The following is a 15,739-nucleotide window of genomic DNA, read 5'->3' as shown; positions in this document are numbered from 1 at the left end:
ACGATGACCGCAACCCTGCCCGATCTGGCCGCGACACTGAACGGTGAATTCGCGGGCCTGACGCCGCTCGAACGCCTGCAGGCGATGGTCGCGCGCGTCGACGGCCCCGTCGTCTTCACCACCAGTCTCGGCATCGAGGACCAGATGATCACCCATCTGATCTTCTCGAACGATCTGCCGATCCAGGTGAAGACGCTGGACACCGGCCGGCTGTTTCCCGAGACCTACGCGCTGTGGCGCGAGACCGAGGAGAAATACGGCCGTCGCATCCGCGCGATGTATCCGCAGGCCGAGGCGCTGGAGGAACTGGTCAACGATCAGGGCATCGACGGCTTCTACTACGCGCCGGAATTTCGCAAGAATTGCTGCGGCGTGCGCAAGGTGGAGCCGCTCGGCCGGGCGCTGGCCGGGGCGGCGGGCTGGATCACCGGCCTGCGCCGCGACCAGTCGGCCAACCGCTCCGACATGGATTACGTCGCCTTCGACGGCGCCCGCGGGCTGATCAAGGCGAACCCGATCTTCGACTGGACGCGCGAGCGCATCGCCTCCTTCACCGCCGCCGGGGGCGTGCCGGTGAACGCGCTGCACGCGCAGAACTTCCTGTCGATCGGCTGCGCGCCCTGCACCCGCGCCATCCGGCCGGGCGAGCCCGAGCGGGCCGGCCGCTGGTGGTGGGAAGAAGAGACCAAGCGCGAATGCGGCCTGCATGTCGATGACGACGGCCGGCCCATGCGCGCCGACAACAACCGTCCCGCCGAAGGGGACGCGGCCTTCGAAAGGCTCCCGCAATGAAGCACATGACCCATCTGCAGCGGCTCGAGGCCGAGTCGATCTTCATCATTCGCGAGGTTGCGGCGACCGCCGACAACCCGGTGATGATGTATTCGATCGGCAAGGATTCGGCCGTCATGCTGCATCTCGCCATGAAGGCCTTCGCCCCCGGCAAGCCGCCCTTCCCGCTGCTTCATGTCGACACGACCTGGAAGTTTCGCGAGATGATCGAGTTCCGCGACCGCCGGGCGCGCGAGCTGGGCCTCGACCTCATCGTCCACACCAATCAGGACGGCGTGCGCGACGGCATCAGCCCGTTCGCCTCGGGCAGCCGCGTGCACACCGAGGTGATGAAGACCCAGGCGCTGAAGCAGGCCCTCGACAAGTACCAGTTCGATGCGGCCTTCGGCGGCGCGCGCCGCGACGAGGAGAAGTCCCGCGCCAAGGAGCGCATCTTCTCGCTGCGTTCGGCCGAGCATCGCTGGGACGCCAAGAACCAGCGGCCGGAGCCCTGGCGGCTGTTCAACACCCGCAAGAAGAAGGGCGAGAGCTTCCGCGTCTTCCCGCTGTCCAACTGGACCGAGCAGGATGTGTGGGACTACATCGCCCTGGAGAACATCCCGGTGGTGCCACTCTATTTCGCCAAGACCCGGCCGATCGTGCGCCGCGACGGCGCGCTGATCATGCGTGACGACGAGCGCATGGAACTGCGCCCGGGCGAGACCGTCGAGAACATGATGGTCCGCTTCCGCACCCTTGGCTGCTACCCGCTGACCGGCGCGGTGGAATCCGAAGCGGCCGATCTCAAGGACGTCATCTTAGAAATGCGGGGCTCCCGCACCTCCGAGCGCCAGGGCCGGGTCATCGACCAGGATTCCGGCGCCTCGATGGAAGAGAAGAAGCAGGAAGGCTATTTCTGACATGACCATCGCCGTGCAGAAACGCCCCCGCGAGGATGCGGTCGACACCGCCCTCACCGGCCATGCGAATCCCGCCGTGATCGCCGAGGACGAACGCTTCGCGGGCCCCGCGTCCGACGATGGCGACGTGGCCGTGGTCGATCCCCAGGCCGCCATGCAGCCCGTGCTGGCGCCGGCCGAATCCCTCCTGCGCTTCATCACCTGCGGCTCGGTGGACGACGGCAAGTCGACCCTGATCGGCCGCCTGCTCTTCGAGACCAATGCGGTCTTCGACGACCAGATGGACACGCTGAAGCGCGATTCCCGCAAGTTCGGCACGACCGGCGAGGATCTCGACTTCGCGCTGCTGGTTGACGGCCTCTCGGCCGAGCGCGAGCAGGGCATCACCATCGATGTCGCCTATCGCTATTTCTCGACCGGCAACCGCGCCTTCATCATCGCCGACACGCCGGGCCACGAGCAGTACACCCGCAACATGGCGACCGGCGCCTCGCAGGCCGAGCTCGCCGTCATCCTCGTCGATGCGCGCAAGGGCATCCTGCCGCAGACGCGGCGGCACTCCTTCATCACCTCGCTCGTCGGCATCAAGAGCGTCGTGATCGCCATCAACAAGATGGACCTCGTCGATTTCAGCCAGGAACGCTACGAGGCGATCCGGCGCGACTACGAGGCGATCCTGCCGCAGCTCGGCTTCGCCGACGTCTCCTATGTGCCGCTGTCGGCCAAGAATGGCGACAACATCGCCGCCCCGTCGCCGAACATGCCCTGGTATGACGGCCAGACGCTGCTGCAGCGCCTGGAAACGGCAACGCCGGAGACCTTCGACGCCGGCGCGGCGCCCTTCCGCCTGCCGGTGCAATGGGTCAACCGTCCAAATCTCGACTTCCGCGGCTTTGCCGGCACCATCGTCGGCGGGCGTGTCGCCCCCGGCGACGCGATCGCCGTCATGCCCGGCCGCCGCACCACCACCGTCAAGGCGGTCTGGGGTCCCGACGGCGAAGTCGCCAGCGCCGAAGCCGGCGAGGCCGTCACCCTGACCCTTGCCGGCGAAGTGGATGTCTCGCGCGGCGATGTCCTCGTCGGGCCCTCCGACACGATCGCGGCCCAGAAGACCGTGACCGCCGACATCCTCTGGATGGCCGACCGGCCCCTGATTTCGGGCGGCCGCTACGTGGCGCGCCTCGCCACCTCGACGACGCCCGCCTCGGTGCGCAGCCTCGACAACGCCATCGACATCCACACCTTCGAATCCGGTGCGGCCAATGTTCTCCTGATGAACGAGATCGGCCAGATCACCCTCGGCTTCGACCGGCCGGTGATGGCGACGACCTACGAGGAAAACCGCGAGCTCGGCTCCTTCATCCTGATCGATTCGTTGACCAACGAGACCATGGCGCTCGGCATCGTGCGCACGGTCTCCGCTTCGGACGAGGTCACCCAGGCCGTTCCGACCGAGGCGCCGCTCTCAGCCTTCGCCCGGGCGCAGGCCATGTGGTTCGGCGCCGCCGAGGGCGAGCATCGCAAGGGCCATGGCAGGCTGATCCGCTACCGGGCGGCCGGTGCGGTGGTGATCGGCATCCTCGCGCTGCTGTTCGGGCTGGGAATCGGTTTGGCCATTCTCCTGGCGGCGATCGACTTCGTGCTGCGGCCGTTCCTGGCGCTCCTGACCGGCGGCGGTGATCTGCCCGGAAAGAACGGCGCCGACCCGACCACGGTGGGCGACGGAGCCGGCATTTGATGGCGGCAGGCACGATCGGACCCTGCACGGACGATCGCGGCAACCCGAGCGACGACATTCGCCGCTCGCGGCGGGTGCGGCGTCGGCTGCCGCTGATCGAGCTGATGCTGCTGGTCGCCTCGATCGCGGTCTGCGCCGCCTTCGTGCTGGACTGGCTCGGCTGACCGGATGAGCGCGATCCTCCCCGCCCAGGCCGTTAACCGGCACGGCGGGGAGATGGCCGCAGCATGGCCCCTGCCCGAAAATCGTCCCTGAATGAGCACCTCGCAGTCACGTCTCCGCCATCCACCGCGCCGAGGTTCTGGCCATGGACGGATCGGAGCCTTCGATCCGCATCGACGGAGTGACCTCATGAAGACCACCCTTCTCGCCGCCACGGTTCTCGCATTCGGCGCCGGCGGCGCCTTCGCCCAGGAAGCCCAGACCGCGCCGCAGAAGACCCCGACCTGCGCCGAGGCCCTGCCCCAGATCGAATCGCTGATCGGCCAGGCCGACCAGGCCGGCCTGAAGACCGAGACGGCCGAGGATCACGTCGAGACGGCGCGCGCCGCCCAGACCTCCAAGGACGAGGAAGGCTGCATCCGCGCCCTCGTCATGGCGCAGAACGATGTGCTGACGCAGGCCCAAGAGGCCACGCCGGCGCCCGAGACCAAGCAGCAGTAAGCGCGCATATCCAGACAATGCACGAAGGGCCGGCGCATCAGCGACCGGCCCTTTTTCATGTCGTCAAAGATCAACGCGGCTCAGTCGAGGGTGCGCGCCTCGGACGGCAGCATGATCGGGATGCCGTCGCGGATCGGATATGCGAGCCGCGCCGCCTCCGACACCAGCTCGTTGCGCTCCCGGTCGTAGCTGAGCGTCGTCTTGGTCAGCGGGCAGACCAGCAGCTCGAGCAGCTTGGGGTCCGGCTGGCCGGCCTGGTGCCGGGGGCTCGTCTCGGTCATGGCGTGTCCTTCAGCGCGGCGTTGCGGCGGCGGTTGCGCATCTTATCGCCCGCCGGCCAACCGGCTGCAATCGCCGTCCGCCGGGCATGACCCGCCTATTGCAGCGTGTGCGGCGGCGAACCGTCGCCGCCGTCACCATCGCGGGCCAGCGAAATCTCGGTGATCGCGATCAGCGTCTCGGCCCGCGTCTTCAGATCCGGCGCTTCCAGCAGCGCCTGCTTCTCGGCCGCACCATAGGGCGACATCATGCAGAGCGCATTGACCAGCGTCTCGTTCGACGCCCGGGTGACGCTTTCCCAGTCGGCCTCGAGCTGGTTGGCGTCAAGGTACTGCCGGAACGCCTTCAGGAGCGCGTCGCGGTTCACCTCTTCCGCGCCCTTGCCGAAATCGAGATCACCGAGGAACGGCTTGACCCGGAAGCATCGATAGGGCGCGCGCGTGTCCAGCTCTTCCAGGGTCCGGAAGCGCACCACGCCATGCAGATTGAGGATGTAGCGGCCGTCGCCCGATTCGGTCAGCGAGGTGATCCGGCCGAAACAGCCGACCTGGCAGAGTTCGGGTTCGCCGTCGGGACGCGCGCCGCCGCCGAGGCTGGGCTGGATCATGCCGATGATGCGCGCGCCCGCCATGGCGTCGTCGATCATCTCCAGATAGCGCGGCTCGAAGATGTTGAGCGGCAGTTGACCGCCCGGCAGGAGCAGGGCTCCCGAGAGCGGGAACACCGGGACCGTGTCCGGCAGGTCCGAAGCGGTCCGGTAGTTGATATTGCCAGCGTGAACCAAACGATGTCTCCGTGTCAGACACCGAAGTTGGATCGGTCGCCGGCGATCTCAAGGGATGCGGCAGAAGGCGGCAGGCACGGCGCGCCCTGCCTCACCCCGCAAAGCCGGACCGGACCGCGCTTTCTGGCGCGGTCCGGGGCAGGATGTCAGGAGAACAGGAGGCCCGACAGGCGCCGCCGCGCGTCCTTGGTCGCCGAATCGGTCGGCCCCCAGGCCTGGAAGAACTCCAGGAGCTTGGTGCGGGCCGCATCGTCGTCGAAGCTGCGATCGCGGCGGATGATCTCCAGAAGGTGCCCCGCCGCCGTCTGGCGGTCGCCCTTGGCCTGGGCGATCAGCGCCAGGTCGTAGCGCGCCCGGTGGTCGTCCGGATCGCTCTCGATGCGCTGCTGCAGCAGCACCGGATCGCCGAGCTGGGCGATCTCCTCGGCGAGTTTCAGCTTGGTGCGCACCGCTTCCACGGCCGGGTCCTCGGTCGTCCCCTCGCCGGCGGCGTCGTACTGGTCGATCAGCGCCTTGGCGCGGGCCGCGTCGCCGGTCGCCAGATAGCATTCGGCCAGGCCGCCCGTGGCGCCGGCATGGCCCGGCTCGTGCTGCAGGACGGCGCCGAAGATCTGCGCCGCACCGCCCGCGTCGCCATCGGCCAGAAGCTGGTTCGCCTGCTCCATCGCCTGGGCCACCGGATCGTTGCCGCCGCCGCCCTGGCCCTTGGTGACGCGCTCGATGAAGGCCTTGATCTCGCTCTCGGGCAGCGCGCCCATGAAGCCATCCACCGGCTGCCCGCCGACAAAGGCGAACACCGCCGGGATCGACTGCACGCCGAGCTGGCCGGCGATCGACGGATGGTCGTCGATATTCATCTTGACCAGCTTCACCTTGCCGCCGGCGGCTGCGACGGCGCGCTCCAGGATTGGCGTCAGCTGCTTGCAGGGACCGCACCAGGGCGCCCAGAAATCGACGAGCACCGGCTGGTTGCGCGATTCCTGGATGACGTCGGCCGGGAACTGCGCCGTCGTCGTGTCCTTGACGAGGTCGGCCGCCGCCGGGGCGGAGGCGTCGCCGAAACCCTGCAGCGTGGTCGTTGGAGCGGCGGGTGCCGCCGGGGCCGCTAGCTGGCGCGGCGCGGCGGCGGACGGCACCGCCGGCGTGGTCGACTGCTGGCCGTAGCCGCCATAGGAATTGCCGCCGTAGGGGGCGTAGGGATTGTCGCTCATTCTGCCTGTCCGTCGCCGGCCGGCGCCTCGAGCCCGATGACAAGCGGCTCGTGCCCCGTTGATTGGAAGAACGCCATCAGGTCCGCCGTCGCGATCGTCGTCGTCGCTTCGTTGGTCATGGGATGGCAGTTCACCATATCGTGCATCAGAAGGCCTTCATCAAGCACGAGGCGGACCGTGCCGTCGCGATCGTTGACGACGCCGAAGGCGGTCACCGATCCCGGCTCGACGCCAAGCAGCGCGCGCATCTGCTCCGCGCTGGCAAAGGACAGCCGCCCCGACGCGCCGATGCGCTTGTGCAGGCTTTTCAGATCGACCGTCCGGCTCTCTTCGGCGACGACCAGGAAGATCGTCCCCTTCTTGTCCTTCAGGAACAGGTTCTTGGTATGCCCGCCGGCGATCGTGCCGCGCAGCGCCTGGCTCTCCTCCACCGTGTGCAGCGGCGGATGTGCCACGGTCGTGGTGGCGATGCCGAGCCCGTCGAGATAGGCCATCAGAGCGTCGCGGTCCTTCATCAGGCGTCTCCCCTTGCGATTGGCGCACAGCGCCGCGTTACCGCACCTGCGCCCGCTTGCGAAGACCTGGCGCTAACCGCTACGCCGTCGGACATCACCACAGCACCGGATGCACGACATCGCATGAGCGGCTCACCTCGGGTCCAGTCCGAAAGATCCCTGAAGAGGATCGTCGTCTCCGTCCTGCTTCCGAGCTCGGTCCGGCCGCGGCCCTTTCCGCCCTCCTGCAGCGCCCGTCGTACCTCACGACCCTTCCCGACCGCCGCGCGCTCGCACCCCCTGGCTTCGGCACCCCGCCGGATCCCTTACCAAACACCCGGAATCTCGCGCGTTCCGGCCCGCGCGGCACGCCACGAAAATCCCGTTCGATTCCCGTCATTTCGCTGTTGCAATCCACCGGCGATTGGGGCATACACCGCTCGTCCGCGGCGCTCAGGCGCCGCACGGAGCGGGCGGGCGTAGCTCAGGGGTAGAGCACAACCTTGCCAAGGTTGGGGTCGTGGGTTCGAATCCCATCGCCCGCTCCAATTTTCCCATCTCGACATTTCTGACTGCGTTGATCGCGATACGGTTCTGGCCGGCTTCGTTCGCGCGTGACCGCGTCTGTTTCGGCGTGTCGTGCGAACCTACCCGCCGCGAAGCGGCATTTCTCCGGCCGCACGAGCGCCGGCCGCATTCTCCGCAACGCCCCGTGACCTCCTGCACCGGCCGCCTAGATGGCAGGGCAAAGGAGTTTCCATCATGAACAAGCTCGTTCCCATCGCCCTGACGGCCCTTCTGGCCCTGTCGGCCTGCAGCGACGAAACCGAAACCGACGCCGCCGATCCAGCCGTGTCCACCACCAGCGAGCCGGCTCCCGCGCCGTCGACGACCGAACGCGAGACCGGCGAAGCCATGGAGGCAATCGGCGAGGCCGGGCGTCAGACCGGCGAAGCGGCCCGCTCGGCGCTGGAAGACCTGTCCGAGGCCGCCGGACCGGCGATAGACCAGGCCCGCGAGGCCGGCAGCAAGGCTCTCGACGACGCGAGGGAGGGGCTGAACAACGCCACCCGCAGCGCCGCCTGCCGGACGGCGCGTGCCGCCGAGGACGCCGACGGCATCGCTGCCAATTGCTAGACCGACGTTGTCGCCCGGCGAAGCGGCGGGGTGATGCTCCGCCCACCCCGCCGGGTGGCCTTTTGGATCAAGCCGACACTCCGAACATGATCGCGCCGAGCGGGCCGGAAGGGCGTTCCCGGCAACTCCCCCCGGTCGGCAAGCCATGGCGACGACCGCCAGCCGCACGAACGGGTCAGACCCTGTCGGCCTTCTCTGCGGGCAGGATGTCGGTCGCCCGGTGATCGTCGCCGACACCTTCGATCAGGAAGATCTCGCCCTCCGCGCCCCGCATCCGCAGGGGCCTGATGGCCTGATAGTCCGGCGAATTGTACCAAGCTCGCGCCAGGCCCATGCCCGGAAAGGCGAGGATGACGATGTCGTCCGTCACCTCTCCCTCGCAAAGCTCCTTCGCGCCACCATGGATGAGGAACCGGCCTCCAAACGGCACCAGCGTGGCGTCGATCCGCTCAAGATAGTCGACAATCCCCTGGTTCAGCGTGACATTGCGCAGATGGGCGATGGCGTAGGCGGGCATGACGGCCTCCCTGTTCGTTTTCACGCCAGTGCCCGGCCGAACCGCTGCGCCGCCTCGAACTCGAGAACGGCGAGCAGAGCCACGACGACGGCCTGGGCGAGGAGACAGACCCAGCCAGGGAGATTGGGCGCGAGAACGCCGCTTGCCGGCAGGGCCACGCTCGCGACGACCCACGGGGCATTGCCGAGAACGACCATGCGAGCCGCCCAGCCCGGTATCGGTCGAAGCCGGGCGACGGCGACCATGAAGGCGGCGACCGGGAGAAGGAGCATGCCGGCGCCCGAAAGAAAGCCGGCGGGAATCTGCGTCATGCCGGCGAGCGGGCCGGAGGCGGCCAGGAGGAGACCGCCCATCAGGGTGCAGGTGACCGCATCGAGGGTCAGCAGGGTGCGGAGGGTGGGAATGCGCGGGTTGCGTTCCATCGGTTCAGCCTTTCCTGAGCGATGCGGCCCGATCCGCCGGGCGGCTGCCGGCGATCCTCATCGCGCAAGGGACCTCTGTCGATTACGTCCGAGGTCATTGCGGAGGACAGCCGGGGCGATGGAGACACGGCCATGACACGCGCACGACAATCCGCTGGAGATCTCCTGCGCCAATGGCGCCAGCAGCGGCGCTTCAGCCAGTTGGCCCTCGCCCTCGACGCCGGCATTTCCCAACGCCATCTCAGCTTTCTGGAATCGGGTCGGTCGGCGCCGAGCCGTGCGATGCTCCTGCGCCTTGCGGACCATCTCGACATGCCGCTGGAGGCGCGCAACGCCCTTCTCCTTGCGGCCGGCTTTGCGCCGATCTTCCCGCAGCACGATCTGGCGGACGCCGAACTGACCGCCGCCAGAGAAATTATCGACCGGATCCTGGCCGGCCACGCGCCCCATCCGGCCCTGGCCGTAGACCGTCACTGGACGCTGCTCTCAGCCAATGCTGCGATCGAGGTCCTGACGGCCGGGGTCGCGGAGCACCTCCTCGTCGGCGAGGTCAATGTCCTGCGCCTCGGCCTGCATCCGGAGGGGCTCGCCCCGCGGATCGTGAATTTCGCCGAATGGCGCAGGCATCTTCTGCGGCGGCTCGCCCGCGACGTCGCCCTGTCGGCCGACCCGGCACTGGCCGCCCTCCTGAAGGAGCTCGACTCCTATCCGGCGCCTATTGCGGTCGACATGTCACCGAACCCGGAACCGCCCGAAACGGTGGTGGCCGTGCCGCTGATCATTACCAGCCCGCACGGGCCGCTGACATTCCTGAGCACTACCACGGTGTTCGGCACGGCCACCGACGTCACCCTGGCCGGAATCGCCATCGAAAGCTTCTTCCCAGCGAACGGGCAGACGGCCGACGCCATGGCGACACTCGCCGGCAGCGTCGAGGACGCCCCATCCGGGCCGCGGGAATAGATTGGTCTGTGGGGTGGTCACGGCGGGGACTGCAAGGCGGACCGGGCGAGCGAGGCCGGTTCAGGGCACGTCGGACGATCGCCTACGGATCAAGGGGCCAGGAACGACGGGGTAGCGGGCCAAAGCAGGCCTCAAACGACAAACACTCCCGGAGCCGAGGCTCGCGGGAGTGTTTGAAACTTGGTTGCGGGGACAGGATTTGAACCTGTGACCTTCAGGTTATGAGCCTGACGAGCTACCGGGCTGCTCCACCCCGCGCCATTGCCGTGCGGCGCGTTCCGCGTCGCCGGTGACCTCCATATATGCGACAGGCGGATGAATGTGAAGAGGAAATCTCGTGGAATTTCGAGAAAACGAAACCTCTCCGGCTCACGCGACGCTCGCGGGCCGATCCCTCCTGTCAGGCCCGAAAGGCTAGCAGAGGTGGCGTCGCTTGAGAAGCGTCGCCACCTGCCCTCGGGCCGAAGTCACCGCCGCCGCTGCCGCCGATGGTTCAGTCGCGGCGGCTCAGTTGCGCAATTCGCGCCGCAGCACCTTGCCGACGCCGCTCTTGGGCAGCTCGTCGCGGAACTCGACCTCGCGCGGCCGCTTGTAGCCGGTCAGATTGTCCCGGCAGAACGCTTTGACCTTGTCCGCCGTCAGCTCCGGATCGCTCGCTACGACGAACAGCTTCACCGCCTCGCCGGAATTCTCGTCCGGGATCGCGATCGCCGCCGCTTCCACGACGCCGGGCATCCGCGTGACGATCTCCTCGATCTCGTTCGGATAGACGTTGAAGCCGGAGACGTTGATCATGTCCTTCTTGCGATCGACGATCCTGAAGCGGCCCGTCTCGTCCATCACGCCGATATCGCCGGTGCGGAAGAAGCCGTCGGCGGTCATCACCCTCGCGGTCTCATCGGGACGGTTCCAATAGCCGACCATGACCTGCGGACCGCGAATGGCGATCTCACCGCGTTCGCCCATCGGCACCTCGCCGCCCTCCTCGTCGAGGATCTTCAACTCGGTCGAGGGAATCGGAACGCCGATCGTGCCGCTGTATTCGGTGGAATCGGTCGGATTGCAGCAGGCCGACGGCGCGGTTTCCGACAGGCCGTAGCCCTCGCAGATCGAACATCCGGTCTGCCTGCGCCACAGCTCCGCCGTCGCCGCCTGGACGGCCATGCCGCCGCCCACCGACAGGCGCAGATGCGACCAGTCGACACTCTTGGCGTCGGGATGCCGCGCCAGGGCGCCGAACAGCGTGTTGACCGCCGGGAAGGAGTGGAAGCGATACTTTTTCAGCTCCTTCAGCGTCGCGGGAATGTCGCGCGGATTGGGAATCAGGATGTTGCAGCCGCCGGTGCGCATCGACAGCATCATGTTCACGGTGAAACCGAAGATATGGTAGAGCGGCAGCGCACAGACCGTCGTGATCTGCTCGTTCGCCGGCATGTTCTTCAGCGCCGGCGCGTGCCAGGCTTCCGACTGCAGGACATTGGCGATGATGTTGCCGTGGGTCAGCGTCGCGCCCTTGGAAACGCCCGTCGTGCCGCCGGTATACTGCAGCACCGCCGGCTCGTCGCGCTCCGAGGCGACCGCGGTGAAGCTTGCCGCCCTGCCCCGCGCCATGGCGTCGCGAAAGGCGATGGCGCCGTCCAGCTTGTAGGCCGGCACCATCTTGCGGACCTTGCGCACGACGAAATTGACCAGGTGCCGCTTCAATGTCGGCAGCATGTCGCCCATCGGCGTCACGATGACATGCTCGACCGGCGTTTCGGCCCGGCAGGCCTCGAGGGTCGAGGCCATGTTCTCGAGAATGACGATCGCCTTGGCGCCGGAATCGCGCAGCTGATGCGACAGCTCCCGGGGCGTGTAGAGCGGGTTGGTGTTGACCACGATCAGCCCGGCCCGCAGGACGCCCGCAACCGCCACCGGATACTGGAACAGGTTCGGCATCATCAGCGCGACCCGGTCACCCTTCTGCAGTCCTAGCGACTGCAGGAAGGCGGCGAAATGGCGTGACTGCTCGTCCAGCTCCTTGAACCGCATGGTGGCGCCCATGAAGTGGAACGCCGGCTGATCCTTGTGCTGGATGAACGCTTCGCTCAGCAGTTCGCCGAGGGAATGATAGGGGAAATCCGGCAGCTCGGCCGGAACGCCCTCCGGATAGATCTGCAACCAGGGTTTCTGCATTCTCGACACCTCCCGTTGTCCGCCCATACCGATAGCGCAGACTGGGGAGAAACGGAACGCTCTACCGTTTACGTCAACGGAAATTCGGCGGCCTTTCTCCGAAGGCGGAAATGCCCGGCGATCGCAGTCGCCAACCGGAGGCGGCCGCGCACCGATGGCGACCCGGCCGGCAAGGGGGCCGGATCGCTCTGGACGGTCGGGGTAACCCGACTAGAGGTTCCGGCCGACCGCGCCGCCGGCGACCGCTCCGCCGATGCCGCCGATGACCGCACCGCCGGTTCCGCCCACCGCATTGCCGATGACGGCGCCGCCGACGCCGCCGACCGCCGCGCCGCCGATGGTCTTCTGGGTCCGGCTGCAGCCGGCTGCCGCGAGCATCACGGCCATGACGACGGTGACGGTGTAGAGCTTGGTGTTCATGCCGCAATTCTCCCTGCGAAGGCCCGCCATTCGTCGCGAATGCGGTATCCCGAAAGAACTAAGCCGACAGAATGATGCGGCAAGAACGTGGCACGGCTTTTGGTGCTGCCGACGAATCACGGATCTGTCAGGGTCGCAGCATATTGCGACCCTTACTCCGCGCCCCCGAACGCAAAAAGCCCCTCGGCTGGGGGGCGCGAGGGGCTTTGTGTGGTGCGGTGTGAAGAAGGGTCTCTTGTAGCAACTTGCGATTTGCAGACCTGGCGGCGACCGACTTTCCCGCGTCTTGAGACGAAGTATCATGGGCGCTGGGGCGTTTCACGGCCGAGTTCGGAATGGGATCGGGTGCGGCCGCCCCGCTAGAACCACCAGGTCGGCAAATGGCAAGTTGGAAGCTGGTCTTGAGAGGGCATTGTGTTTGTGTTGCGCACCCTTTTGGGGGTGGGCATTGACGAATGAGAATGATCAAGCCGATCGAGCGATTAGTACCGGTAAGCTTCATGCGTTGCCGCACGTCCACACCCGGCCTATCAACGTGGTGGTCTACCACGGCTCTGATAGGGAGAACTCGTTTTCAGGTGGGTTTCCCGCTTAGATGCCTTCAGCGGTTATCCCGACCGTACATAGCTACCCTGCACTGCGGCTGGCGCCACAACAGGTCCACCAGAGGTACGTCCAACCCGGTCCTCTCGTACTAGGGTCAGATCCTGTCAATTCTCCTGCACCCACGGCAGATAGGGACCGAACTGTCTCACGACGTTCTGAACCCAGCTCACGTACCGCTTTAATTGGCGAACAGCCAAACCCTTGGGACCTGCTCCAGCCCCAGGATGCGATGAGCCGACATCGAGGTGCCAAACAACCCCGTCGATATGGACTCTTGGGGGTCATCAGCCTGTTATCCCCGGCGTACCTTTTATCCGTTGAGCGATGGCCCTTCCACGCGGGACCACCGGATCACTATGACCGACTTTCGTCTCTGCTCGACTTGTCTGTCTCGCAGTCAGGCGGGCTTATGCCATTGCACTCGACGACCGATTTCCGACCGGTCTGAGCCCACCATCGCGCGCCTCCGTTACTCTTTAGGAGGCGACCGCCCCAGTCAAACTACCCACCATACACTGTCCCGGATCCGGATAACGGACCGCGGTTAGACATCCATGACGATAAGGGTGGTATTTCAAGGATGGCTCCACGCGAGCTGGCGCCCACGCTTCAAAGCCTACCACCTATCCTACACATGCCGACACGAATGCCAGTGTAAAGCTATAGTAAAGGTGCACGGGGTCTTTCCGTCTGACCGCAGGAACCCCGCATCTTCACGGGGAATTCAATTTCACTGAGTCTATGTTGGAGACAGCGGGGAAGTCGTTACGCCATTCGTGCAGGTCGGAACTTACCCGACAAGGAATTTCGCTACCTTAGGACCGTTATAGTTACGGCCGCCGTTTACTGGGGCTTCGATTCAGAGCTTGCACCCCTCCTCTTAACCTTCCAGCACCGGGCAGGCGTCAGACCCTATACGTCGTCTTGCGACTTCGCAGAGCCCTGTGTTTTTGATAAACAGTCGCTACCCCCTGGTCTGTGCCACCCCCACCCACTTGCGTAAATGGGGGTCACGCTTCTTCCGAAGTTACGCGTGCAATTTGCCGAGTTCCTTCAACATAGTTCTCTCAAGCGCCTTGGTATACTCTACCAGTCCACCTGTGTCGGTTTCGGGTACGGTCTATACGGTGGGGCTATTTCCTGGAACCTCTTCACCGCACGATCAATCCAATAAGACCGTACGATACACGAGATCCGTCACTCTCCACCAGGCCCACGATTATTAACGTGGTTCCCATCGACTACGCCTTTCGGCCTCGCCTTAGGGGCCGGCTAACCCTGCTCAGATTAACTTTAAGCAGGAACCCTTGGACTTTCGGCGAGGGAGTCTCTCACTCCCTTTATCGTTACTCATGTCAGCATTCGCACTTCCGATACCTCCAGCAGCCCTCACGGGTCCGCCTTCACAGGCCTACGGAACGCTCCGCTACCGCTCGTCAAAGACGAGCCCACAGCTTCGGTGTATGGCTTGAGCCCCGGTACATTTTCGGCGCAAAGACTCTTGATTAGACCAGTGAGCTGTTACGCTTTCTTTAAATGATGGCTGCTTCTAAGCCAACATCCTGGTTGTTTTGGAATCTTCACATCCTTTCCCACTTAGCCATAACTTGGGGACCTTAGATGGTGGTCAGGGTTGTTTCCCTCTCCACGACGGACGTTAGCACCCGCCGTGTGTCTGCCGGATAGCACTTCCAGGTATTCGGAGTTTGATTAGGTTTGGTAAGTCGGTGAGACCCCCTAGCCCATTCAGTGCTCTACCCCCTGGAGTGTTCATCCGACGCTCTACCTAAATAGATTTCGCGGAGAACCAGCTATTTCCGAGTTTGATTGGCCTTTCACCCCTAGCCACAAGTCATCCCGATCTATTGCAACAGATATGGGTTCGGTCCTTCAGTGCGTGTTACCGCACCTTCAACCTGCTCATGGCTAGATCACTCGGTTTCGGGTCTAATCCGACGAACTGAACGCCCTGTTCAGACTCGCTTTCGCTACGCCTCCACCTATCGGCTTAAGCTTGCTCGCCAGACTAAGTCGCTGACCCATTATACAAAAGGTACGATGTCACCCAGGACGAACCTTGAGCTCCATCTGTTTGTAGGCATTCGGTTTCAGGTACTATTTCACTCCCCTTGTCGGGGTGCTTTTCACCTTTCCCTCACGGTACTGGTTCGCTATCGGTCATGCACGAGTACTTAGGCTTAGAGGGTGGTCCCCCTAATTTCAGACAGGATTTCACGTGTCCCGCCCTACTCGAGGACCATCGGAGACATTATGCGTACGGGGCTATCACCCACTCTTGCCAGGCTTTCCAACCTGTTCCGCTTCTTCTCTCGATGGCCACTGGCCTGGTCCGCGTTCGCTCGCCGCTACTGACGGAGTCTCGGTTGATGTCCTTTCCTTCGGGTACTTAGATGTTTCAGTTCCCCGAGTTCGCTTCTAACCCCTATGTATTCAGAGCTAGATACCTTTTATAGACACCTGTTAATCCAAACGGTTCGCAAAACACGAAGTCTTGCCAACCGCTTGAACTTAACAGGCGTCAAAGGTGGGTTGCCCCATTCGGAAATCCACGGATCAAAGCTTATTCGCAGCTCCCCATGGCTTATCGCAGCGTATCACGTCCTTCATCGCCTGTGCAT

15 protein-coding genes, 2 tRNA genes and 2 rRNA genes (1 of these 19 only partly in view) are annotated in these 15,739 nt (G+C 65.0%); 8 read left to right on the top strand and 11 right to left on the bottom strand.

Annotated elements, in window-relative coordinates; all coding sequences use genetic code 11:
* The first annotated feature begins 3 nt into the window (after positions 1-3).
* The 5 genes from SI859A1_RS19840 to SI859A1_RS19825 all read left to right on the top strand — a co-directional run bounded on the left by SI859A1_RS19840 (position 4) and on the right by SI859A1_RS19825 (position 4,092).
* Positions 4-792, top strand: coding sequence for a phosphoadenylyl-sulfate reductase (locus tag SI859A1_RS19840; protein WP_009211434.1), 789 nt, complete (start codon positions 4-6; stop codon positions 790-792).
* Positions 789-1,691, top strand: coding sequence for a sulfate adenylyltransferase subunit CysD (gene cysD / locus SI859A1_RS19835; RefSeq protein WP_009211433.1), 903 nt, complete (start codon positions 789-791; stop codon positions 1,689-1,691). Before SI859A1_RS19840 ends, cysD begins: the two co-directional genes overlap by 4 nt.
* Before the next feature lies 1 nt (position 1,692).
* A complete protein-coding gene (gene cysN / locus SI859A1_RS19830) occupies positions 1,693-3,429 on the top strand; it encodes a sulfate adenylyltransferase subunit CysN (RefSeq protein WP_009211432.1) in 1,737 nt (578 codons plus the stop codon).
* Entirely contained in the window at positions 3,429-3,593 is a 165-nt protein-coding gene (locus tag SI859A1_RS21700) for a hypothetical protein (protein ID WP_154653377.1), read from the top strand. The genes cysN and SI859A1_RS21700 overlap by 1 nt, the downstream gene beginning before the upstream one ends.
* 187 nt (positions 3,594-3,780) lie before the next feature.
* Positions 3,781-4,092 carry a hypothetical protein gene (locus SI859A1_RS19825; RefSeq protein WP_040326078.1) on the top strand — a complete coding sequence of 104 codons (312 nt, stop codon included), beginning with the start codon at positions 3,781-3,783 and terminating at the stop codon, positions 4,090-4,092.
* An 80-nt stretch (positions 4,093-4,172) separates the two neighbouring features.
* Here the strand turns inward: SI859A1_RS19825 and SI859A1_RS19820 are convergent, their stop codons facing one another.
* The 4 genes from SI859A1_RS19820 to SI859A1_RS19805 form a co-directional block, all read right to left on the bottom strand.
* The gene (locus SI859A1_RS19820; RefSeq protein ID WP_024351947.1) at positions 4,173-4,373 is read right to left on the bottom strand and encodes a Trm112 family protein; all 201 of its coding nucleotides are present in this window, start codon (positions 4,371-4,373) and stop codon (positions 4,173-4,175) included.
* Between the two features lie 95 nt (positions 4,374-4,468).
* The gene (locus SI859A1_RS19815; RefSeq protein WP_009211430.1) at positions 4,469-5,155 is read right to left on the bottom strand and encodes an LON peptidase substrate-binding domain-containing protein; all 687 of its coding nucleotides are present in this window, start codon (positions 5,153-5,155) and stop codon (positions 4,469-4,471) included.
* A 146-nt stretch (positions 5,156-5,301) separates the two neighbouring features.
* Positions 5,302-6,366: a thioredoxin gene (gene trxA, locus SI859A1_RS19810; RefSeq protein WP_009211429.1), complete on the bottom strand. Its 1,065-nt coding sequence runs from the start codon at positions 6,364-6,366 to the stop codon at positions 5,302-5,304.
* Positions 6,363-6,881 carry a prolyl-tRNA synthetase associated domain-containing protein gene (locus SI859A1_RS19805; RefSeq protein ID WP_009211428.1) on the bottom strand — a complete coding sequence of 173 codons (519 nt, stop codon included), beginning with the start codon at positions 6,879-6,881 and terminating at the stop codon, positions 6,363-6,365. The genes trxA and SI859A1_RS19805 overlap by 4 nt, the downstream gene beginning before the upstream one ends.
* 452 nt (positions 6,882-7,333) lie before the next feature.
* On the opposite strand from SI859A1_RS19805, the gene SI859A1_RS19800 reads away from it, so the two are divergent.
* A tRNA-Gly gene (locus SI859A1_RS19800) sits at positions 7,334-7,408 on the top strand.
* A gap of 214 nt (positions 7,409-7,622) precedes the next feature.
* Entirely contained in the window at positions 7,623-7,997 is a 375-nt protein-coding gene (locus SI859A1_RS19795) for a hypothetical protein (RefSeq protein WP_040326077.1), read from the top strand.
* Between the two features lie 175 nt (positions 7,998-8,172).
* On the opposite strand, the gene SI859A1_RS19790 is transcribed toward SI859A1_RS19795, so the two are convergent.
* Both SI859A1_RS19790 and SI859A1_RS19785 read right to left on the bottom strand, forming a co-directional pair.
* A complete protein-coding gene (locus SI859A1_RS19790) occupies positions 8,173-8,514 on the bottom strand; it encodes a DUF1330 domain-containing protein (RefSeq protein ID WP_040326076.1) in 342 nt (113 codons plus the stop codon).
* Positions 8,515-8,534: 20 nt separating this feature from the next.
* Positions 8,535-8,936 (bottom strand): hypothetical protein, encoded by a 402-nt coding sequence (locus tag SI859A1_RS19785; RefSeq protein ID WP_040326075.1) that lies wholly within the window; start codon positions 8,934-8,936, stop codon positions 8,535-8,537.
* A 132-nt stretch (positions 8,937-9,068) separates the two neighbouring features.
* On the opposite strand from SI859A1_RS19785, the gene SI859A1_RS19780 reads away from it, so the two are divergent.
* Positions 9,069-9,899 (top strand): helix-turn-helix domain-containing protein, encoded by an 831-nt coding sequence (locus SI859A1_RS19780; RefSeq protein WP_040326074.1) that lies wholly within the window; start codon positions 9,069-9,071, stop codon positions 9,897-9,899.
* Positions 9,900-10,080: 181 nt separating this feature from the next.
* Here SI859A1_RS19780 and SI859A1_RS19775 read toward each other — a convergent pair.
* From SI859A1_RS19775 to SI859A1_RS19755, 5 genes are all read right to left on the bottom strand, one after another.
* Positions 10,081-10,157, bottom strand: a tRNA-Met gene (locus SI859A1_RS19775).
* A 249-nt stretch (positions 10,158-10,406) separates the two neighbouring features.
* Positions 10,407-12,074: a long-chain-fatty-acid--CoA ligase gene (locus tag SI859A1_RS19770; protein WP_040326073.1), complete on the bottom strand. Its 1,668-nt coding sequence runs from the start codon at positions 12,072-12,074 to the stop codon at positions 10,407-10,409.
* Between the two features lie 210 nt (positions 12,075-12,284).
* The gene (locus SI859A1_RS21540; RefSeq protein ID WP_040326072.1) at positions 12,285-12,494 is read right to left on the bottom strand and encodes a YMGG-like glycine zipper-containing protein; all 210 of its coding nucleotides are present in this window, start codon (positions 12,492-12,494) and stop codon (positions 12,285-12,287) included.
* A gap of 258 nt (positions 12,495-12,752) precedes the next feature.
* A 5S ribosomal RNA gene (gene rrf / locus SI859A1_RS19760) occupies positions 12,753-12,867 on the bottom strand.
* An 88-nt stretch (positions 12,868-12,955) separates the two neighbouring features.
* Positions 12,956-15,739, bottom strand: a 23S ribosomal RNA gene (locus SI859A1_RS19755); it runs 38 nt beyond the window's last position.

This window comes from Aurantimonas manganoxydans SI85-9A1, assembly GCF_000153465.1.
Lineage (GTDB): Bacteria > Pseudomonadota > Alphaproteobacteria > Rhizobiales > Rhizobiaceae > Aurantimonas > Aurantimonas manganoxydans.
Note: the sequence above shows the minus strand (reverse complement) of the source record. Positions and strands in the feature narration are given on the sequence as shown.

What these genes read in the sequence shown, in the direction of transcription:
- SI859A1_RS19840 (WP_009211434.1), top strand. Translation starts at nt 4, where the DNA reads ATGACCGCAACCCTGCCCGATCTGGCCGCGACACTGAACGGTGAATTC.
- cysD (WP_009211433.1), top strand. Translation starts at nt 789, where the DNA reads ATGAAGCACATGACCCATCTGCAGCGGCTCGAGGCCGAGTCGATCTTC.
- cysN (WP_009211432.1), top strand. Translation starts at nt 1,693, where the DNA reads ATGACCATCGCCGTGCAGAAACGCCCCCGCGAGGATGCGGTCGACACC.
- SI859A1_RS21700 (WP_154653377.1), top strand. Translation starts at nt 3,429, where the DNA reads ATGGCGGCAGGCACGATCGGACCCTGCACGGACGATCGCGGCAACCCG.
- SI859A1_RS19825 (WP_040326078.1), top strand. Translation starts at nt 3,781, where the DNA reads ATGAAGACCACCCTTCTCGCCGCCACGGTTCTCGCATTCGGCGCCGGC.
- SI859A1_RS19820 (WP_024351947.1), bottom strand. Translation starts at nt 4,373, where the DNA reads ATGACCGAGACGAGCCCCCGGCACCAGGCCGGCCAGCCGGACCCCAAG.
- trxA (WP_009211429.1), bottom strand. Translation starts at nt 6,366, where the DNA reads ATGAGCGACAATCCCTACGCCCCCTACGGCGGCAATTCCTATGGCGGC.
- SI859A1_RS19805 (WP_009211428.1), bottom strand. Translation starts at nt 6,881, where the DNA reads ATGAAGGACCGCGACGCTCTGATGGCCTATCTCGACGGGCTCGGCATC.
- SI859A1_RS19795 (WP_040326077.1), top strand. Translation starts at nt 7,623, where the DNA reads ATGAACAAGCTCGTTCCCATCGCCCTGACGGCCCTTCTGGCCCTGTCG.
- SI859A1_RS19790 (WP_040326076.1), bottom strand. Translation starts at nt 8,514, where the DNA reads ATGCCCGCCTACGCCATCGCCCATCTGCGCAATGTCACGCTGAACCAG.
- SI859A1_RS19785 (WP_040326075.1), bottom strand. Translation starts at nt 8,936, where the DNA reads ATGGAACGCAACCCGCGCATTCCCACCCTCCGCACCCTGCTGACCCTC.
- SI859A1_RS19780 (WP_040326074.1), top strand. Translation starts at nt 9,069, where the DNA reads ATGACACGCGCACGACAATCCGCTGGAGATCTCCTGCGCCAATGGCGC.
- SI859A1_RS19770 (WP_040326073.1), bottom strand. Translation starts at nt 12,074, where the DNA reads ATGCAGAAACCCTGGTTGCAGATCTATCCGGAGGGCGTTCCGGCCGAG.
- SI859A1_RS21540 (WP_040326072.1), bottom strand. Translation starts at nt 12,494, where the DNA reads ATGAACACCAAGCTCTACACCGTCACCGTCGTCATGGCCGTGATGCTC.